This window comes from Desulfitobacterium sp. (assembly GCF_035539115.1).
Taxonomy (GTDB): Bacteria; Bacillota; Desulfitobacteriia; order Desulfitobacteriales; family Desulfitobacteriaceae; genus Desulfitobacterium_A.
Genome location: NZ_DATLJA010000043.1, coordinates 26,520 through 45,728, shown reverse-complemented (window position 1 = coordinate 45,728; position 19,209 = coordinate 26,520). Strand labels below are relative to the sequence as shown.

General features: G+C 39.6%; 18 protein-coding genes. 8 read left to right on the top strand and 10 right to left on the bottom strand.

Annotated features, from left to right (window positions below):
• Positions 1-291 precede the first annotated feature (291 nt).
• The 10 genes from VM640_RS08300 to rpmH all read right to left on the bottom strand — a co-directional run bounded on the left by VM640_RS08300 (position 292) and on the right by rpmH (position 8,628).
• Positions 292-1,140, bottom strand: coding sequence for a ParB/RepB/Spo0J family partition protein (locus VM640_RS08300; protein WP_325391141.1), 849 nt, complete (start codon positions 1,138-1,140; stop codon positions 292-294).
• Entirely contained in the window at positions 1,133-1,894 is a 762-nt protein-coding gene (locus VM640_RS08295) for a ParA family protein (RefSeq protein ID WP_325391337.1), read from the bottom strand. Before VM640_RS08295 ends, VM640_RS08300 begins: the two co-directional genes overlap by 8 nt.
• A gap of 177 nt (positions 1,895-2,071) precedes the next feature.
• The gene (gene rsmG, locus VM640_RS08290; RefSeq protein WP_325391335.1) at positions 2,072-2,788 is read right to left on the bottom strand and encodes a 16S rRNA (guanine(527)-N(7))-methyltransferase RsmG; all 717 of its coding nucleotides are present in this window, start codon (positions 2,786-2,788) and stop codon (positions 2,072-2,074) included.
• A complete protein-coding gene (gene mnmG / locus VM640_RS08285) occupies positions 2,778-4,691 on the bottom strand; it encodes a tRNA uridine-5-carboxymethylaminomethyl(34) synthesis enzyme MnmG (protein WP_325391139.1) in 1,914 nt (637 codons plus the stop codon). Before mnmG ends, rsmG begins: the two co-directional genes overlap by 11 nt.
• Before the next feature lie 8 nt (positions 4,692-4,699).
• Positions 4,700-6,061: a tRNA uridine-5-carboxymethylaminomethyl(34) synthesis GTPase MnmE gene (gene mnmE, locus VM640_RS08280; RefSeq protein WP_325391137.1), complete on the bottom strand. Its 1,362-nt coding sequence runs from the start codon at positions 6,059-6,061 to the stop codon at positions 4,700-4,702.
• Between the two features lie 386 nt (positions 6,062-6,447).
• The gene (gene jag, locus VM640_RS08275; protein WP_325391135.1) at positions 6,448-7,086 is read right to left on the bottom strand and encodes an RNA-binding cell elongation regulator Jag/EloR; all 639 of its coding nucleotides are present in this window, start codon (positions 7,084-7,086) and stop codon (positions 6,448-6,450) included.
• Between the two features lie 27 nt (positions 7,087-7,113).
• Positions 7,114-7,794, bottom strand: a complete 681-nt coding sequence (locus VM640_RS08270; RefSeq protein ID WP_325391133.1) for a YidC/Oxa1 family membrane protein insertase — start codon at positions 7,792-7,794, stop codon at positions 7,114-7,116.
• 11 nt (positions 7,795-7,805) lie between these two features.
• Positions 7,806-8,015, bottom strand: a complete 210-nt coding sequence (gene yidD / locus VM640_RS08265; protein WP_325391333.1) for a membrane protein insertion efficiency factor YidD — start codon at positions 8,013-8,015, stop codon at positions 7,806-7,808.
• A 26-nt stretch (positions 8,016-8,041) separates the two neighbouring features.
• Complete coding sequence (gene rnpA / locus VM640_RS08260) at positions 8,042-8,371, bottom strand: ribonuclease P protein component (RefSeq protein ID WP_325391131.1); 330 nt, start codon at positions 8,369-8,371, stop codon at positions 8,042-8,044.
• 122 nt (positions 8,372-8,493) lie between these two features.
• Positions 8,494-8,628 (bottom strand): 50S ribosomal protein L34, encoded by a 135-nt coding sequence (gene rpmH, locus VM640_RS08255; RefSeq protein ID WP_325391129.1) that lies wholly within the window; start codon positions 8,626-8,628, stop codon positions 8,494-8,496.
• A gap of 339 nt (positions 8,629-8,967) precedes the next feature.
• On the opposite strand from rpmH, the gene dnaA reads away from it, so the two are divergent.
• The 8 genes from dnaA to pdxT all read left to right on the top strand — a co-directional run bounded on the left by dnaA (position 8,968) and on the right by pdxT (position 19,194).
• The gene (gene dnaA, locus VM640_RS08250) at positions 8,968-10,317 is read left to right on the top strand and encodes a chromosomal replication initiator protein DnaA (RefSeq protein ID WP_325391331.1); all 1,350 of its coding nucleotides are present in this window, start codon (positions 8,968-8,970) and stop codon (positions 10,315-10,317) included.
• 235 nt (positions 10,318-10,552) lie between these two features.
• Complete coding sequence (dnaN, locus tag VM640_RS08245) at positions 10,553-11,656, top strand: DNA polymerase III subunit beta (protein WP_325391127.1); 1,104 nt, start codon at positions 10,553-10,555, stop codon at positions 11,654-11,656.
• Positions 11,657-11,661: 5 nt separating this feature from the next.
• Entirely contained in the window at positions 11,662-12,756 is a 1,095-nt protein-coding gene (recF, locus tag VM640_RS08240; RefSeq protein ID WP_325391125.1) for a DNA replication/repair protein RecF, read from the top strand.
• Entirely contained in the window at positions 12,756-13,013 is a 258-nt protein-coding gene (gene remB / locus VM640_RS08235) for an extracellular matrix regulator RemB (RefSeq protein WP_325391123.1), read from the top strand. The genes recF and remB overlap by 1 nt, the downstream gene beginning before the upstream one ends.
• Before the next feature lie 165 nt (positions 13,014-13,178).
• Positions 13,179-15,110: a DNA topoisomerase (ATP-hydrolyzing) subunit B gene (gene gyrB, locus VM640_RS08230; protein WP_325391121.1), complete on the top strand. Its 1,932-nt coding sequence runs from the start codon at positions 13,179-13,181 to the stop codon at positions 15,108-15,110.
• Positions 15,111-15,124: 14 nt separating this feature from the next.
• Positions 15,125-17,602: a DNA gyrase subunit A gene (gene gyrA / locus VM640_RS08225; RefSeq protein ID WP_325391119.1), complete on the top strand. Its 2,478-nt coding sequence runs from the start codon at positions 15,125-15,127 to the stop codon at positions 17,600-17,602.
• 115 nt (positions 17,603-17,717) lie between these two features.
• Positions 17,718-18,602: a pyridoxal 5'-phosphate synthase lyase subunit PdxS gene (gene pdxS, locus VM640_RS08220; protein ID WP_325391117.1), complete on the top strand. Its 885-nt coding sequence runs from the start codon at positions 17,718-17,720 to the stop codon at positions 18,600-18,602.
• A gap of 4 nt (positions 18,603-18,606) precedes the next feature.
• A complete protein-coding gene (gene pdxT / locus VM640_RS08215; protein WP_325391115.1) occupies positions 18,607-19,194 on the top strand; it encodes a pyridoxal 5'-phosphate synthase glutaminase subunit PdxT in 588 nt (195 codons plus the stop codon).
• Positions 19,195-19,209 lie beyond the last annotated feature (15 nt).

Below are 19,209 nucleotides of genomic sequence, written 5' to 3'. Positions count from 1 at the left end.
TTTATATTTAGTAATTTAATCCTTTTTGATATTAGTTTATTATACAAATGATTTCGCTGCCTGATTCCGCTTTATCATCGAAAATATCCTTGCTAATTAAAATTCTGAAATAAGCTAATTCGAATAAAGTTCTTTAATCATCAGCATTATGGATAATATTATTCATTGAAAAGCCTGATACACATCTAGCCTGTAAAGAGGAGAGGGTCAAAAACAATAGATGTTCCACGTGGAACATCTATAACTAATCCAGATGGAACATTCAAATGCTAAGATAAAATGCTCAGAGAACTATTCGATTTGGATATTCCATAATTCAAGGAGGCGATTGAGTTCCTCTTCTGAATAAAACTCAATTTCAATCTTGCCACGGTGTGAATCACCTTTGAGTCTTACTTTAGTTTGAAAGGAAGTTCTCAATTTATCCTCAACAGGTGCCAAAAGATTAGTATGTTTATTTTTAACAGGTGCAATCTTGGGTGAATCTGTCATCTTAATGAGCAGCGCTTCCAACTCACGAACTGATATATTTTCACGTGCAGCTTTTTCTGCGAGTAATACTTGAAGAGAACTATCTTTAATTCCCAGCAATACCTTGGCATGACCTAAAGATAATTTTTCTTCTCTAATTAGCTGTAAGATCCGTTCTGGTAGTTGAATGACTCTCAAAAGATTGGCTATCGTTGTTCTCCCTTTACCCACACGTTCAGCAATTTGTTCTTGAGTCAATCCATATTCTTGGATTAACCGAGCATAAGCCAGACCTTCTTCGACAGGCGACAAATCTGATCTTTGGATGTTTTCAACTAGAGCACGTTCCGCCATTTCTTGATCACTACATTCATGAACTAAACAAGGGATTTGCTCCATCTCAAGAAGCTGTGCTGCCCGGAAACGCCGTTCACCAGCCACAATAATATAGTTATCACCGACCGGTTTGACGAGAATGGGTTGCAATAAACCATGCGTCTTTATAGAAGCAGAGAGTTCTTGTAAAGTTTCAGGGTCAAAATCTTTGCGTGGCTGATCTGGGTTCGGAGAAATACTAGACATACTAATTCTACGAATCCCAGAATCAGCAAGTATCGGATCTTCCGAAATCAGTGCACTCAGTCCTCTACCTAAGGCCTTCTTAGACACGTTCTAGTACCTCCTCTGCTAAATCTCGATAAACTTCCGCGCCTCGAGATTTAGGATCATAAAGGACAATAGGTTTGCCATGACTTGGGGCCTCACTTAATCGTACATTTCTTGGCACAATCGTTCGGAAAACTTTATTTCGGAAATACTTTTTGACCTCATCAACAACTTGGATTGAAAGATTAGTGCGCGCATCAAACATCGTTAGCAGAACTCCTAAGGTATTTAGGGTGGGATTCAAGCCTTTCTTAACGCGTTCGAGTGTGCTCATTAAAAGAGTCAAACCCTCAAGCGCATAATATTCACACTGAATAGGAATCAAAATATCACTTGCAGCACCGAGTGCATTCAAAGTCAGCAATCCTAAAGACGGTGGACAATCAATAATCACAAATTCATAATCTTCGCGGACATCATTAAGTGCATGAGCTAACCTTTTATCACGCTCATCCAAATTGACGAGCTCAATTTCGGCACCTGCCAACTCGATTCTGGCTGGAGCAATCCATAAATTATTAACCTCAGTTTTCAATATAACCTTCTGTAAGGGCACATCATTAATTAAAACATCATAAATACAATATTTTAATTTATCCTTATTAATGCCATAACCGCTAGTCGCATTCCCTTGAGGGTCTAGATCAAGAAGCAAAACCTTTTTGCCCTGTTCAGCTAAACATGCACTTAGATTAACAGCAGTAGTGGTCTTCGCAACCCCACCCTTTTGATTAGCTATAGTAATTATTCGGGTCAAAAATATCCCCCCTCTCACCGTATCCATAGATTTCATCTACGGAAATACCTTAACTTCTATAGTATCAAATCACAACTCATAAAACTAGTTTTTTCGCAACAAAAGCACGATTGGTCAAGCCTTGACTGATCGTGCTTATAAAAATCATTTTTAAATTCCGAGTTAAGCTTAACTTTTCTAAAGTGGCTTTTTAGCCGGAGTACCCGCTTTCCGAGGATATTGGCTAGGTGTTTCCTTCGTCTTTTCGATGATAATAATGGAACGATGGTCTGCTCCTAAACCAAGATTGAACTTTTTCACGTCCTTAACCTGTGCACCGAGCACAGCGAGAGCGTTAGTTGATTCCTTCACTTCTTCCTCGGCCTGACTCCCTTTAGCCGCTAAGAAAACCCCACCTACGCTCAATAAAGGAATAGCGTATTCTAGTAAAACGGGTAAACGTGCCAGAGCACGGGAGACGACCGTATCAAAGCGCCCTCGATAGTGATTGTCTCTTCCAAAGTCTTCCGCTCGGAAATGAAGAGTCTCAACCTGCTCTAAACCGAGTTTCAGAATAGCTTCCTTTAAAAAATCTAACCGCTTTGCCAACGAGTCTACGAGATAAAAAGATTTATGTTCATGAAATATTTTGAGAGGTACACCCGGAAAACCGGCCCCCGTCCCGATATCAGCTACTTTATCTCCCTGCACCCATTGAGTAAGAGTTAAAGAATCCAGAAAATGCTTAACTATAATCTCTTCCGGCTCGGTAATGCTCGTTAAATTAACTTTTTCGTTCCACTCAACTAATAGATCACCAAACAAAGAAAACTGATTTAGTTGGTTTTCAGTAAGATTTATGCCGATTTTCGAAATAACAAGTTCACTCAAAAGGGATATGTGTTCAGGAAGCATCATTTTTCATTCCCCGCCGTTTCTGCTCTAAGAAAACCATCAAAACTGAAATATCAGCTGGTGTTACACCGCTAATTCGCGAAGCTTGACCGAGATTAATAGGATAGACTTCTTGCAAACGTTGTCTTCCTTCGGTAGATAATCCCATAATCTCTTCATATTGGATATTCCGAGGGAGGAGACGCTCTTCCATCTTGGCAAACCGTTCAATCTCTGCCCACTGTTTGTCAATATAGCCAGCATATTTAGTTTCTATCTCTGCTTCTTGGAGAACTTCTTCTTCATAATCTGCTAGTCCACTGATCAATTTCTTAAGCTCATGAACCGATATTTCTGGCCGCCGAATTAATTCTTGGGCGCTAAGTCCCCCTTTAACAGGAGTTGAATGTACTGAACTTAAAACTTCTTGAAATTCTTGATTCAGCGGTGAGAAAACAGTTTCATGCCATAGCTCTTTCACTTTATCAAGATCCTCGCGTTTTTGGGTAAATCGCTGCCAACGCTCATCATTCACTAATCCAATTTGCCTACCCCGCTCAGTTAAGCGCAAGTCCGCATTATCCTGTCTCAGAATCAAACGATATTCCGCTCGAGATGTCATTAAACGATAGGGTTCTTTGACACCTTTATTAACAAGATCATCCACAAGTACTCCTAAATAACCTTCAGACCGACGAACGATAAAAGGATCCTTTTCCTTTGCCCTTAAGGCAGCATTAATACCCGCTAATAGCCCTTGGGCTGCTGCCTCTTCATAGCCAGAGGTTCCATTAAGTTGTCCGGCTGTAAAAAGACCGGGAATTTTCCGAACCTCCAAACTTAAAGAGAGCTGATGAGGTTTAACATAATCATACTCAATAGCATACCCCGGTCGCAAAAGCTTTACTTTCTCCAGTCCTGGAATACTTCGTAAAATTTCATACTGAACATCCTCTGGCATACTTGTGGAAAGGCCCGCGATATAAATTTCGTCACTTTCCCAACCTTCGGGCTCTAAAAAGATCTGATGAGCAGGACGATCAGCAAATCGCACGACTTTGTCTTCGATTGAAGGGCAATATCGCGGTCCAATGCCCTCGATTTCCCCAGAGTAAAGAGGAGCGCGATATAAGTTTTCTCTAATAATTTCATGAGTATGAGTTGTGGTATATCCTAGCCAACACGGTACTTGTTTTTTCGTATCTCTTCCCCAAAAAACACTTTCGGTTGGCATAAAAGAATATCTCCATGGAATCTCATCCCCGGGCTGGATTTTAAACTTCGTGAAATCAACAGAACGACGATGAATTCTTGGTGGGGTACCCGTTTTAAAACGCCCGAGTTCTAATCCTAGATCTTTCAGACTTTGGGGCAAATTCACAGCCGTTTGCTGACCATTAGGTCCACCTTCATACATTGCTGGACCGATAATAATTCTACCCCGAAGATAAGTCCCACTCGTGAGTACGACATTCTTTGCTTTAAAATAGGCTCCCGTCCGAGTCACCACCCCCTTGAGTTGACCCGCTTCTACCTTGATATTTTCAACAAGAGCCTGGATAATAGTCAGCCGAGGATGAGCCAAAAGAACATCTCTCATTCGATGGGCATAGGCTTGCTTATCCGATTGAACTCTTAAAGCATGAACCGCTGGCCCTTTTCCTGTATTGAGCATCCGGACTTGCAGAGATGTCTCATCTCCTACAATACCCATTTGCCCACCCAATGCGTCTATTTCGCGCACCAAGTGCCCCTTGGCCGGACCACCCAAAGACGGGTTACAAGGCATATGAGCAATTGAATCTAAATTTAAGGTAATAAGTAAGGTCTCACACTCCAAGCGCGCAGCTGCTAAAGCTGCTTCACACCCGGCATGACCCGCACCCACAACTATCACATCATAGCTTCCTGCCTGATATTCCACGACTTAACCTACTTTCCAATACAAAATCTTGTGAAAATTTCCTCAAGAAGAGACTCCTGAACATTTTGTCCCGAAATTTCTGACAAATCCGCTAAAGCCTCACGCACATCAATTGAAAGTATATCCCAGGGTATTCCCGCTTCCAAACTGGCACGTGCATTTTTCAGACTCCCTAAGCCACTTCTTAGGGCAGAGATTTGACGAATATTTGATAACAACGGTTCCTTCAATTGTTTACTAGATCCTTGATAAACGCGTTTCCTAATTTCTTCTTCTAAGCGATCAAATCCGACCTCTCTCTGAACAGAGAACGGCAGCCAGACCTCATTTCTAAGACGAGTTATGTGTGGTATATCGGTTAAAATATCAACTTTATTCATTAAAACAATAACCCGATCAGAATAAAGATCAATAATTTTCTGCTCTTCAGAAGATAAATTTTCTCCCGCCTGAATAATGAGAAGAATGAGCTCAGCCTTTTCTATTGCCTTCCAGGTCCGCTCAATCCCCATTCTTTCAACCAAATCTCGGCTTTCCCTAATTCCTGCGGTATCGACAAGTTGCAAAAGAATGCCACCAATATTGACAAACTCACGTATCTCATCTCGTGTGGTGCCCGGTATATCTGTAACAATAGCGCGCTCTTCTCGCATTAAAGCATTTAACAAACTGGATTTTCCGACATTGGGTTGACCAACAATCACCGTTAACAGCCCATCGTGCAAGATTTTCCCCGTCTTGCTCCCTTGAAGTAAATCCTCAGCTAGTTTAATTCCTCGTTCTAAACGCAAACTTAAAGCCTCTCGATCTAATTCCTCAACATCGTCCTCCGGAAAATCTATTCCCGCTTCAATAAAGGCTAAAGTTTCCAATACATTTTCACGCAATTCTATAACTTTTGACGACAAACCGCCTTCCAATTGAGCAAGCGCTAAATCAGCAGAACTTTCGTTTTTCGCTGATATCAAATCAATAATGGCCTCTGCTTGAACAAGATCTAATTTACCATTAAAAAAAGCCCTCTTGGTGAATTCTCCAGCCTCAGCTAAACGAGCTCCTTTTTTTAAACAAGTTTCTAAAACTCTCCGAGCAACAAACAAACCGCCATGACAACTAATCTCGATCACATCTTCGCCCGTGAAGGAACTCGGAGCAAGCATTCTGCTAATCAAGACCTCATCGATAATCGTATCTTCATCTCGGAATTTCCCCAAGTATAAGGTATAGTTTTCTTGACGATCCCAACGCTCCTTATTTTTAGGTGAAAAACACATATTTATAATTTTTGAAGCCTGAGGTCCACTTATTCTTATAACATGAATACTCGCTTCACCCAAAGCAGTCGCCAAGGCAACAATTGTGTCATCCACTCAAATCGCTCCTAATAAATAAATTAAGTCATTCATCGTAGGATAAAGAAAACTTGACCAGTTTCAAGTGTCAACGCCGGAAATGGTCTTAGTTGCCTTATCCTGCCGAACATAAACACATGCATCGTAGGATAAAGAAGACTTAGCCAGCGCCAAAGCGATGGCTCTAGTTGCCTTATCCTGCCGAACATAACACATGCATCGTAGGATAAAGAAGACTTAGCCAGCGCCAAAGCGATGGCTCTAGTTGCCTTATCCTGCCGAACATAACACATGCATCGTAGGATAAAGAAGACTTAGCCAGCGCCAAAGCGATGGCTCTAGTCGCCTTATCCTGCCTAACAAAAATACTTGCATCGTAGGATAAAAAAAAGGGGCTAAGCCCCTCAAGAAATTTCTTTTGTCCTTTTAAGAGAGATGGTAACCCGACGATTGGGTTCATCTCCTTCGCTAAAAGTGGAAATTAGTGTATCATCTTGAAGCGCGGTATGTATAATCCTGCGTTCATGGGGATTCATTGGTTCCAATACAACCCGATTGCCCGTCGTTTTAACTTTTTCAGCTAACCGCTTGGCTAAACGAACTAAGGTTTCTTCACGTCTTTGCCGATATCCCTCAACGTCAACGATGATCCTAATCTTTTGTGATAATTTTTTCGAAATTGCTAAGTTCGTGAGAAACTGTAAAGCCTCTAACGTATCACCGCGACGCCCGATCAGAATTCCCAGTTCTGAACCTGCAATATTTACAAACCATTGATTATCTTTTTCAACAGGACTAAGTTCTGCTTGAACGCCTATTGTTGAACAGATCTTTTCTAAGAATTGACACGCCAGAATACCTGGATTATCTTCATAAGATACTTTAACTTTTGCTGAACGGGTCCCTAATAAACCAAAAAGTCTTTTTTTTGTGGGTTCTTCTAAAACATTGATTGTCACATTTTCACGCTTAACGCCTAATTCCGTAAGACAAGCTTCAATAGCGTCTTCCACAGTTTTCCCTGTTTTCTCAGCTATTATCATAAAAATCCTCCCTAACGTTCCTCCACCTTATGCAGCTTTTTGTTTTCCCATATCTAATTTATGATTAATGTACAGCTGTTGGAGTATAGAAACAATATTCATGACAACCCAATATACACCGAGTCCAGATGGCACTGTCGATGTGATATACCCCATAAATAACGGCATAATATATAACATCGTTTTTTGTGTGGAAGCCGCCGCATCATTAGCACCCGCGGAAGCAGAACTAGGACTAGTAACCTTAGTTTGGAGAAAAGTTGTGGCTGCTGCCAAGACTGCTAGAATATAAAAGGGATCTTTCAAAGTTAAGTCTAACCATAGAAAATGTGCTTGGCTAGGATCGGCAATATAATTATTAAAATTGAATAATGCACTATAAAGAGCCCAAAAAATAGGCAGTTGGATCACCATGGGTAAACACCCACCCGCTGGATTTACATTATTTTCTTTATAGAGCTCCATAATTTTTGCATTCATAGTTTGGGGATCATTTTTATACTTCTTCTGAACAGCTTGAAGTTTAGGCTGTATATCAACAGTTTTGCGCATTGAAGCCATCTGTTTCCAAGTTAAAGGATAGATCAACATCTTAATAATAATAGTTAGGAGGATAATCGCGATTCCATAACTAGGTATACCGGCGAGAATGGTCAAACTATATAACCACTTCAACAAATCAGTCATCCACTGAACAAAAATATTCACAAAAACCCTCCTTACACTGGATCATGGCCCCCAGGGTGGAAAGGATGACACTTAGAAATCCGGACAATGGATTTCCATCCCCCTTTAACTACCCCATATTTTTTTAATGCTTGAATCGCATATTCCGAACATGTTGGATAGAAACGGCATGATGGTGGTTTCAATGGAGAAATAAATTTTTGGTAAAAACGAATTGTTCCAATCAATATTTTCTTCATAATACACACTTACTCTTTATCCCAAAAATCTAATTTATTACCCTTGCTTTTTTTAGCGTATTTAAACAACTGTTTTCGACTTCCCCATAAGAAACTCCTTTTAGGTTCGCCCGTGCAATACAAATAATTTCGAGATTAGGTTTTAATTGAGACAAATTTCTTCGAATCACTTCACGCATCAATCTTTTCGCTCGATTTCTCTGGACAGCATTTCCCACTTTTTTAGAAGCAATAAACCCGTATTTTGACGTCCCCTCCATAATATAGAATACGACGTAGCGGTTGGAGAAACTCTTACCCTGAGCAAAAACCGTCTTATAATCTTTCTTATGTCTTAACCGCAAATTTCTCGCGAGCATAGTTCCTCCATTATTGAACGGTAATTAATATTTTACCCTTTTAACCAATAATTTAAACTGAAAGCCTTACCTGAGTTTAATAGAACTTCAAGAAATGAAGAAAAAGGCCACATAATGCGGCCTTAAGCAGATAATTTTTTCCGCCCTTTTAAGCGACGTCTTTTAATAACATTTCTTCCGGTAGTAGTGCTCATCCGACTTAAAAAACCGTGCACTCTCTTATGACGGCGATTTTTCGGTTGATATGTTCTTTTCACTGAAGCACCTCCTTTATGCCAAAGGACATTTACAGATATCTTAAAGATTATACTCTAGTTATTTTTATCATGTCAAGGTGAACATAAGAAAAGATTGTGGATAACAAAATAGAATACAAAGTTATTCACTGTGTATAATTCTCATTTCTTGGTGAACTTCCTGTTGATAACCTATGCAAAACTTGGTATGATAATTTTACAACTTCATATTTTGATAATTTTCCAAGGTTTTCTATATCAATAGATGCAATTATGTTAAGTTATCCACAAATGTGCATAAGTTTGTGTATAACTTTTTTTTGCCGTAATTATTATTTTCTTTTAAAAGGAGGTCCATCCATGCCACCCCGCCCACCGCTTCAAAAAATGTGGCAAGATACACTTGCTAAACTTGAAAATGAACTTTCTAAGCCAAGCTTTGATACTTGGCTTAGTTCAACCTGCTTGCTCGCCATTGAAGGAGATACCTTAATCATAGGTGTTCCTAATGAATTTGCGAAAGATTGGCTGGAAAGTCGCTATACCCCTTTAATTCGTTCAACAGTTCAGACTATATTTAATCAGTCAATGAATTTACGTTTTGTTATTGGCTCAAAAAAGGAGACTTTTAGCAAATCAAATATTCCTGCTCAATCCTCTCTTCCTGCAAACAAAGAAGCCACCCCCAATTTTCTAATCTCCAAATACACCTTTGATACGTTTGTTATTGGGAATAGTAACCGTTTCGCACATGCAGCTGCTCTTGCTGTTGCTGAATCTCCTGCTCAATCGTATAATCCACTTTTTATTTATGGAGGCGTTGGTCTAGGAAAAACTCATCTGATGCATGCCATCGGAAATTATGTTTTAGAACGCTCCCCCAATACACGTGTCCTTTATGTATCCAGTGAAAAATTTACCAATGAGTTAATCGAGTCTATACGAGATAAAAATCCAGTTGAATTTCGCAATCATTATCGCAAGGTTGATATTCTTTTAATTGATGATATTCAGTTTTTAGCGGGTAAAGAAGGGACTCAAGAGGAATTCTTCCATACGTTCAATGCTCTCTATGAAGCAGATAAACAGATCATTATCTCATCTGACCGTCCACCTAAAGAAATTCCCACGTTAGAAGACCGCCTCCGTTCACGTTTTGAATGGGGCCTGATTACAGATATCCAAGCACCAAATTTAGAAACACGGATTGCTATTTTACGAAAAAAAGCCAAGTTAGAAAATCTTCAAGTAGGCAACGATGTTATGGTTTATATAGCCGATAAAATCCAATCCAATATTAGAGAACTTGAAGGGGCTCTCATTCGAGTCATGGCCTATGCCTCCTTGTCTGAGAGACCAATTACAATCGAGATAGCTGCCGAGGCTTTAAAAGATATCATTCCCGTAAATACTCCTAAGCAGATCACGATCGAGATGATTCAGCACGCTGCTGCTGAATATTTTCACCTATCTTTAGGAGAATTTAAAGCTAAAAAGAGAACGCGTGCTATCGCCTTTCCCCGTCAAATAGCTATGTATCTTTCCCGAGAATTGACAGATTGTTCCCTCCCCAAAATTGGAGATGAATTCGGAGGTCGAGATCATACTACTGTTATCCATGCCCATGATAAAATAACTAAGGCTCGTCATACAGATCCTCTTTTAGATAAAAGGATTAATGAAATCATTCAAAAAATACAATCCTTATAACTTGCGGATAGAGTATTTTTTATTTGAAATAAAGCGTCATAAATTTCATTTTGTGGACATGTGGATAAGTTATCAATAGTTATTCACATGTTTTTAACCATTTCTTTTCCCTTAGTTCTTTAGGGTTTCAACTATATATCCACAAAGAGACAAGGCATAATACTATAACGACTAGATTAATATCTTATTATTGTTTCGGTTAACTTATTCCTGGTTTAATCATAAGGAGGTTATTATGAAAATTTTCTGCTCAAAAGATGCCTTACTTACTGGTGTAAATACGGTTCAAAAAGCAGTATCCAGTAAAAGCACCCTTCCCATATTACAGGGTATTTTAATTAAAGCCGAAAATAATGTCTTAGTTTTTGAAGCAACTGATATGGAAATTGGAATTCGTTGTGTCGTAGCTGCTCAAATCGAAAGAGAAGGAACGGTCGTTCTCCCTGCCCGTCTATTTTCAGAAATTGTTCGCAAACTTCCCGATGCAACCATTGAGATGGAACAGCAAGATGACGCTATTAATATTCACTATTATGAATCAGATATAGTATTAAAAGGCTTCGATCCAGAAGAATTCCCTTTACTTCCTGACCTTTATGATGCAGTTTCTTTTAATTTACCAATATCACTCTTTAAAACAATGATTCGTCAAACTGTTTATGCTTGTGCACTGGAAGAAAATCGTCCTGTATTTACTGGAACTCTATTACAGATTGAAGATTCCATTATTCGTTTAGTCGCGACCGATACACACCGGCTTGCCTATCGAATTGCGGAAATAGAAAATCCCGAAAGTCTAAAATTCTACGGTGTAATACCTGCCAAAACGTTGTCAGAAATTTATCGTCTTCTTAAGGATGATGACGAAGTTCTAACGATCCGGTTTAATCAATCTCAAGTATCCTTCCAATTTGGTTCGGTCCATTTATTGTCACGTCTCATTGATGGTCAATTTCCCAATTATAAACAAGTTATTCCTCAAAGTTGTCAATCCAAAGTTTACCTCTCATCAAGGGCATTTACGGATGCCGTCGAAAGAGCATCCTTACTGGCACGGGATAGTAACCATGCAAATATTGTTCGTCTTACCATAGAAAAAGAAAAATTATGGATTGATCAGGCGTCTGAAATTGGAAAGATATCTGAGCAAATGGATATTCAGATGGAGGGAACAGAAGTTAAGGTTGCTTTTAATGCCAAGTTTTTACTGGATGTTTTAAAAGTCATTGATAGTGAACAAATCCTCATTGAACTATCCGGACCCTATGGGCCAGGTGTTATCCGGCCCGTTGATGATCCAAATTATATCAATCTTGTGCTTCCTGTACGTACTTCATAAATAAAATGGAAATTCAAAACTTAAACTTGCATAATTTTAGAAATTACAAAAATGAAAAAATCCAATTTTCCCCAGGCGTAAATGTTTTACAGGGACAAAACGGACAAGGAAAAACAAATGTCTTAGAAGGAATTTATTATCTTTTAACCGGAAAATCCTATCGGGCTCATAGAGAACAGGAAATGATTTGCTGGGGAGAGAATGCATTTCACATATTTGGAGATTTTTTAGCCTATCAACGACAATTAAGCTTGGAAAGTCATTACTTAGACAAACATAAAATTGTAAAAATAAATAATGTTTCGTGTAAAAAATTATCAGATTATGTAGGAACTGTTAATGTTGTGTTCTTTTCCCCCGATGATTTGATAATGGTTAAAGGTGGCCCTGCCGAACGACGTAGATTTTTGGATCTCCACATTACTCAGTTATATGTGCGGCATGTACATCTACTCAATGATTATAATAAAGTAATTCATCAGAAGGCCGCCTTATTAAAAAGCCCATATCAAGCTTCAAAAGTTTCAAATATTGAATTATGGAATGAACAAGTGCTTGATCTAGGTTCTAAAATCATTCGCAATCGTTGGAATTTTACACAAATACTTGCAAAAAAGAGCCAAGAAATCTATACTCAACTCTCATCCGGTGAGGAAGAGTTAGGTTTAAACTATTTAGCCTTGGGATACCAAGATACAGAAAAGGCCTTACGTGAATTTCCTCAAATGCTGGAAGAAAAAATGAAGCTGGAAATAGAAAGGCAAATGATTTTAGTCGGTCCTCACCGAGATGACCTTGATTTTCAGCTTAATGGAAAATCGGCGAGAATTTATGCCTCACAAGGACAGCAGCGTTCCATTGTTTTAAGTTTAAAATTGGCGGAGCTTGAAGTGATCTTTCAGGAAAAAGGAGAATATCCACTTCTACTTTTAGATGATGTCCTGTCTGAACTGGATATTTTTCGGAGAGAATATTTATTAGAATTTATTAAACCGATCCGGCAAGCTTTAATTACGATGACCAGTGCTGAAAAGCTATCAACTACTGAAATAGTGTCACTATTCCGAGTAGAAAAAGGACATATAGGGAGGATATACTGATGTTTTTACATTTAGGTGGAGATGTTTTAGTTAATCAGCAAAAAGTTATTGCTATTTTAGATTTGGAAACAGCAATGAAAAATACAGCTTCTGAAAGTTTTTTAAATAGCATGAAGCAAAATGAAAAGATTTATTACATTTCTGATAAGGGTAAAGAAAAGTCTTTAATCATCACAACTGAGGGAAATTATCTTTCTCCTATTTCTTCAACAACTCTTCTAAAACGTTCTATAACCGTTGTCGAGCAGGAAGAATAGATGATGAAAATAATGAGATAGAACCTCCTTTTTTGCAAGCGAGGTTTTTCCCTTTTTATGAGCAGTTAAGATTATTGTCATTTCGAATTGAAGGAAACGTTATTTCATCGTATAATGAAAAGGTTAAAGCTTAACAGGTAAGGTATTATTTGGGAGGGAACGGCTTTGCAAGAAGATTCCGATTTTCAAGAAAAAGTGCCAGAGAGTCTTGATTATAACGCTGAACAAATTGTAGTTCTAGAAGGCTTAGAAGCTGTTCGAAAGCGTCCTGGTATGTATATTGGTTCAACGAGTAGTCGGGGACTTCATCATTTAGTTTATGAGATTGTTGATAATAGTATTGATGAGGCCTTAGCTGGATATTGCGATACGATTAATGTGTTTATTCGTAAAGATAATAGTATTTGTGTTCAAGATAATGGACGGGGTATTCCTGTTGATATTCATCCCAAAACGGGAAAGCCTGCTGTTGAAGTTGCTTTGACAGTGCTTCATGCTGGCGGAAAATTTAATAATAGTGCCTATAAGGTCTCCGGGGGATTGCATGGGGTCGGTCTAAGTGTTGTTAATGCCCTGTCTGAGTGGTTATATGTTGACGTAAAAAAAGATGGAAGTATTTATCACCAAGAATATATGCGTGGAAAAACCATGACAGAATTGACGATTACCGGAAAAACGGAGGAGAGGGGGACACAGATTACTTTTGCTCCTGATCCGGAGATATTTGAAGAAACTACGTTTCAATTTGATATTTTGGCTCATCGGTTACGCGAACTTTCTTTTTTGAATAAAAAAGTTTCGATAACTTTACTCGATGAGAGAACGGAAGAACAAGAAGTTTTTTATCATACGGGTGGTATTGTTGATTTTGTCAGATATTTAAACAAGAACAAAGACGTTTTGTTTCCGGAACCGATCTATTTTGAAGTGTACAAGGATAATGTAGAACTTGAAATTGGCTTGCAATATAATGACGGATACTCAGAAAATCTTTTTTCTTATGCGAATAATATTAATACCCAAGAAGGTGGAACTCATGAAGCTGGATTTAAGGCAGCTTTAACCCGAGTGATCAACGATTATGCCCGAAAAAATAATATTATTAAAAGCAACGAGTCGAATTTAACTGGGGATGATATCCGTGAAGGGTTGACGGCAATTATTTCTGTTAAAGTTCCTGATCCTCAGTTTGAAGGTCAAACTAAGACAAAATTGGGAAATTCGGAAATTCGTTCAATTGTAGATTCAGCAACTGGTGAGGGGCTCAATACTTTTCTGGGGGAAAACCCCGCAATCGGTAAAAAATTAATAGAGAAATCACTTCAAGCTTCGCGCGCGCGTGAAGCTGCCCGTAAGGCGCGGGAACTCACCCGAAGAAAGAGTGTTTTGGAAGTCAGCGCCTTACCAGGAAAACTAGCTGACTGTTCCTGGAAAGAGCCTGATCTCTGCGAAATGTACCTGGTTGAGGGTGATAGTGCAGGTGGTTCGGCAAAGCAAGGACGTGATCGGCGTTTCCAAGCTATTCTTCCATTGCGGGGAAAGATTCTTAATGTTGAAAAGGCTCGTCTCGATCGGATTTTAGGCAATACAGAAATTCGTGCGATGATTACAGCGATGGGAACGGGAATTTCGGATGACTTTGATATTACCAAGGCACGCTATCATAAACTGATTATTATGACCGATGCCGATGTCGATGGAGCTCATATTAGGATACTCCTGCTAACCTTCTTCTATCGTTATATGAAGCCCCTGCTTGATAATAATTATGTCTATATTGCTCAACCTCCCCTTTTTCAAGTTAAAAAAGGAAGAGATGTCTCTTATCAATATACCGATGATGAATTGAGTAAAACCTTAGATCGGGTGGGCCGGGAAAAAGCTGTTATTCAGAGATATAAAGGTTTAGGAGAAATGAATCCAGAGCAACTTTGGGAAACCACAATGGATCCCGCAAAACGAACGATTTTACAGGTCACGATGGACGATGCCATGCTAGCTGATGAACTTTTTACGATTTTAATGGGGGATAAAGTAGAACCTCGTCGTGAGTTTATTATAAAGTATGCCAAAGACGTACGTAATTTAGATATTTAAAGGAGTGCCTGTTAATGTCAATGGAAATGCAAGGGGGAAGAGTTCTTCCAGTTGAGATTTCGGATGAGCTTAAAAAGTCATTTATTGACTATTCCATGAGTGTTATTGCCAGTCGGGCCTTACCTGATGTTAGGGATGGCCTCAAGCCGGTTCATCGGAGAATTCTTTATACGCTTCATGAATTGGGAATGACCCCAAATAAACCGTATAGTAAATCAGCCAGACTCGTCGGGGACTGCATGGGTAAGTTTCACCCCCATGGTGATGCCTCAATTTATGATGCGGTTGTTCGATTAGCTCAAGATTTCTCCAGTCGTTATCCTTTAGTTGATGGACATGGAAATTTCGGATCCATTGATGGTGATTCTGCGGCTGCGATGCGTTATACCGAGTGTAGAATGGCCAAAATGGCGACCTATATGCTTGCCGATATTGATAAAGATACTGTAGACTTTACTCCAAATTATGATGAAAAACAGGATGAACCCTCAGTACTGCCTGCGAAGTTTCCTAACCTCCTGGTCAATGGTTCTTCAGGAATCGCCGTCGGAATGGCGACGAATATTCCTCCCCATAATTTGACGGAAGTCATTGATGGGACCATTGCCCAAATCGATAATCCCGATATTACGATTGAAGGATTAATGGAATTTATTAAAGGTCCGGATCTCCCAACGGGTGCAACGATTATGGGTACGGAAGGAATTTATGCGGCCTATACAACGGGGAGAGGAATATTTAAGACCCGAGCAAAAGCGCATATCGAACATATGGAAAAGTCCGGGAAGATGCGAATTTTAGTCACGGAAATTCCATTTATGGTCAATAAATCGAGACTTGTTGAGAAAATTGCGGAGCTTGTTAGGGAGAAGAAAATCGAAGGAATTACTGATTTAAGGGATGAATCAGATCGTACAGGTATGCGGATTGTGATTGAACTCCGGAGGGATGTTAATCCGCAAGTCATTCTTAATCAACTCTACAAACATACTCAACTTGAAGAATCATTTGGGATGAACATGTTAGCCTTAGTGGATGGTCGGCCAAAACTTTTAACGCTTAAAAAAATGATCCATTATTTTATTGAGCATCAAAGAAATGTTATCACGCGGAGAACGAGATTCGAATTAAATAAAGCAGAAGCAGAAGCACATATTCTCGAAGGCTTAAGAATCGCTTTAGATCATATCGATGAAGTAATTCAAATTATCAGGACTTCTGCGGATGAAGCAGATGCTAAAAATAATTTGATGGCGCGGTTTGGGTTAAGTGAAAAGCAGTCACAAGCCATTGTCGATATGCGTTTGAAACGCTTAACTGGATTAGAGCGCGAAAAAATTGAAAATCAATTACAAGAACTCTTGCAAACGATTGCTTATTTGCGTGCCGTTTTGGCCTCAGAAAAAATGGTTGATGAAATTATTAAGACGGAAATGACCGAAATTAAAGATAAATTTGGTGATGAACGGCGGACTCAGATTTCAGTTGATTTAAGTAATATGCAAATTGAGGACTTAATTGCCGAAGAAGATGTTGTCATCACTGTAACTCACCGAGGGTATATCAAACGTCTACCCTTAAACACGTATAAGAGCCAGAGACGTGGAGGCAAAGGAGTCCATGGTATGGCAACTCGGGAAGAGGATTTTGTAGAACATCTCTTCACAACCACAACCCATCATTATATTCTCTTCTTTACCTCTAAGGGAAAGGTATATCGTCTTAAGGCTTATGAGATTCCAGAAGCGAGTCGCACGGCTAAAGGTATCGCGATTGTAAATATCTTAAATATTAATTCTCAAGAGGAAGAAATTACGGCTGTCCTATCGATTAAAACATACTCAGAGGATTTCTGTCTAATCACAGCTACCAAAAACGGTATAGTTAAAAAGTCCGCTCTCAAAGAATATGATTCTTCCCGCAAGGATGGTTTAATTGCTTTGACCTTGAATGAAGGAGATGAACTCATTGGGGTTCGTCTTAACAAGGAACACGAGCATATGCTCATGGCTACGAAGAATGGACAATCGATACGTTTTAAATGCTCGGATGTACGGAAAATGGGGCGTACAGCTCGCGGTGTTAAGGGAATTAATCTTGAGGAAAATGATGAAGTCGTTGGCATGGATGTCATTTATGAGGATGCAGAACTTCTGACGATGACGGAAAATGGTTTTTCGAAAAGAACGAATCTCTCAGAATACAGGGTTCAAGGACGTGGTGGTAAGGGAATAATCGCAATGAAATTGAATCAGAAAACAGGACCCCTTATTGGCATCAAAATAGTTAAGCCAGAAGATCAGTTGATGATTATTACCGAGGATGGGATTGTTATCCGCCAAGAAGTATCCGGAATTTCCAAGCAAGGTCGTTCAGCCCAAGGTGTAATGGCCATGCGAACAGGTGAAAGTAGAGTTGTCGCTATCGCTAAAGTGCTCTATAAAGAAGATGAAGATAATGATGACTTAATTGATGGCGAAGAGGAAGAATAAACGAAAATTCTTGATTTTATTCATAGATATGAGTAAAATTGACAAGAAATGATTAAAGTGCTAGTATTTCAAACAAACAATTAAAGACGCGTAAATGGTCTGGAGGAGAATTATCATGGAAGAAATTGCCTCGTGGAAAGTTAAGACAGGATTAGCAGAAATGCTTAAAGGTGGAGTTATTATGGATGTAACTACACCCGAACAAGCAAAAATAGCGGAAGAAGCCGGAGCTTGCGCCGTCATGGCTCTTGAAAGAGTGCCTTCAGATATCAGAGCTGCAGGTGGAGTTGCTAGAATGGCAGATCCGACAATTATTCAACGGATTATGGATTCGGTAACGATCCCAGTTATGGCGAAAGCCCGGATTGGTCATTTCGTCGAGGCCCAAATCCTTGAGGCGATGGGTGCTGATTACATCGATGAGAGTGAAGTCCTGACACCAGCCGATGATATGTATCATATTAATAAGAATGACTTTAAAGTTCCATTCGTCTGTGGAGCTAGAAATCTGGGTGAAGCGCTTCGCCGCATTGGCGAGGGGGCTGCTATGATTCGTACTAAAGGTGAACCTGGAACCGGTAACGTTGTTGAAGCAGTTCGTCATATGCGTACTGTGATGAGTGAAATTCGGACTTTATCAACGATGCCTAAAGAAGAGTTAATGACTGCTGCCAAAAATATGGGTGCTCCTTATGACTTAGTTGTCTATGTAGCTGAACATGGCAAACTACCAGTCGTTAATTTTGCTGCCGGTGGAATTGCTACACCAGCTGATGCTGCGTTGATGATGCAACTGGGTGTGGATGGTATTTTTGTTGGTTCGGGAATCTTTAAATCGGGTGATCCAGTAAAAAGGGCTAGGGCAATCGTTTTAGCGACAACAAATTATAACGACCCTAAAATGCTGGCAGAAATTTCTAAAGATCTGGGAGAAGCGATGTCGGGAATTGAAATTTCTACACTCAAAGACAGTGAACGCATGCAGGAGCGAGGCTGGTAATTCAATGGCGAGAAAGATTGGTGTATTAGCCTTGCAAGGTGCTTTTCGTGAGCATCGGCAGGCTTTAGAGAGCTTGGGTTGTGAGGTCACGGAAGTTCGCAAATCAAGCGATTTAGAAGATATTAACGGACTTATTATTCCAGGCGGGGAAAGTACGACAATGGGAAAGCTTCTCCAAGTGGATGGACTCGGAGAACGAATCAAGGAATTAGCGGCGAAAAACTTACCGATCTTTGGCACCTGTGCAGGAATGATTGTGTTAAGTAAAAATATTGAAGACAGTGACCAATATCGCTTAGGTTTAATGGATGTCACGGTTCAACGAAATGCTTTTGGACGTCAGGTTGCAAGCTTTGAGACCGATTTAGAGGTGCCCGCACTAGGCCAGGATCCGGTAAGAGCCGTTTTTATTCGAGCTCCGTACCTTAAAGAAGTGGCTCCGAATGTTGGAATCTTAGCAGAATACGAGGGTAAAATTGTTTTTGCTCGGCAAGGGAATATGCTTGCGAGCGCTTTTCATCCCGAATTAACGGAAGACCGAAGAGTTCATCACTATTTTCTCTCGATTGTTGATGAGCAAATGGCCAAGTAATGGCTGGACGAGGGA

What these genes read in the sequence shown, in the direction of transcription:
- rsmG (WP_325391335.1), bottom strand. Translation starts at nt 2,788, where the DNA reads ATGCTTCCTGAACACATATCCCTTTTGAGTGAACTTGTTATTTCGAAA.
- jag (WP_325391135.1), bottom strand. Translation starts at nt 7,086, where the DNA reads ATGATAATAGCTGAGAAAACAGGGAAAACTGTGGAAGACGCTATTGAA.
- rnpA (WP_325391131.1), bottom strand. Translation starts at nt 8,371, where the DNA reads ATGCTCGCGAGAAATTTGCGGTTAAGACATAAGAAAGATTATAAGACG.
- dnaA (WP_325391331.1), top strand. Translation starts at nt 8,968, where the DNA reads ATGCCACCCCGCCCACCGCTTCAAAAAATGTGGCAAGATACACTTGCT.
- dnaN (WP_325391127.1), top strand. Translation starts at nt 10,553, where the DNA reads ATGAAAATTTTCTGCTCAAAAGATGCCTTACTTACTGGTGTAAATACG.
- recF (WP_325391125.1), top strand. Translation starts at nt 11,662, where the DNA reads ATGGAAATTCAAAACTTAAACTTGCATAATTTTAGAAATTACAAAAAT.
- remB (WP_325391123.1), top strand. Translation starts at nt 12,756, where the DNA reads ATGTTTTTACATTTAGGTGGAGATGTTTTAGTTAATCAGCAAAAAGTT.
- gyrA (WP_325391119.1), top strand. Translation starts at nt 15,125, where the DNA reads ATGTCAATGGAAATGCAAGGGGGAAGAGTTCTTCCAGTTGAGATTTCG.
- pdxS (WP_325391117.1), top strand. Translation starts at nt 17,718, where the DNA reads ATGGAAGAAATTGCCTCGTGGAAAGTTAAGACAGGATTAGCAGAAATG.
- pdxT (WP_325391115.1), top strand. Translation starts at nt 18,607, where the DNA reads ATGGCGAGAAAGATTGGTGTATTAGCCTTGCAAGGTGCTTTTCGTGAG.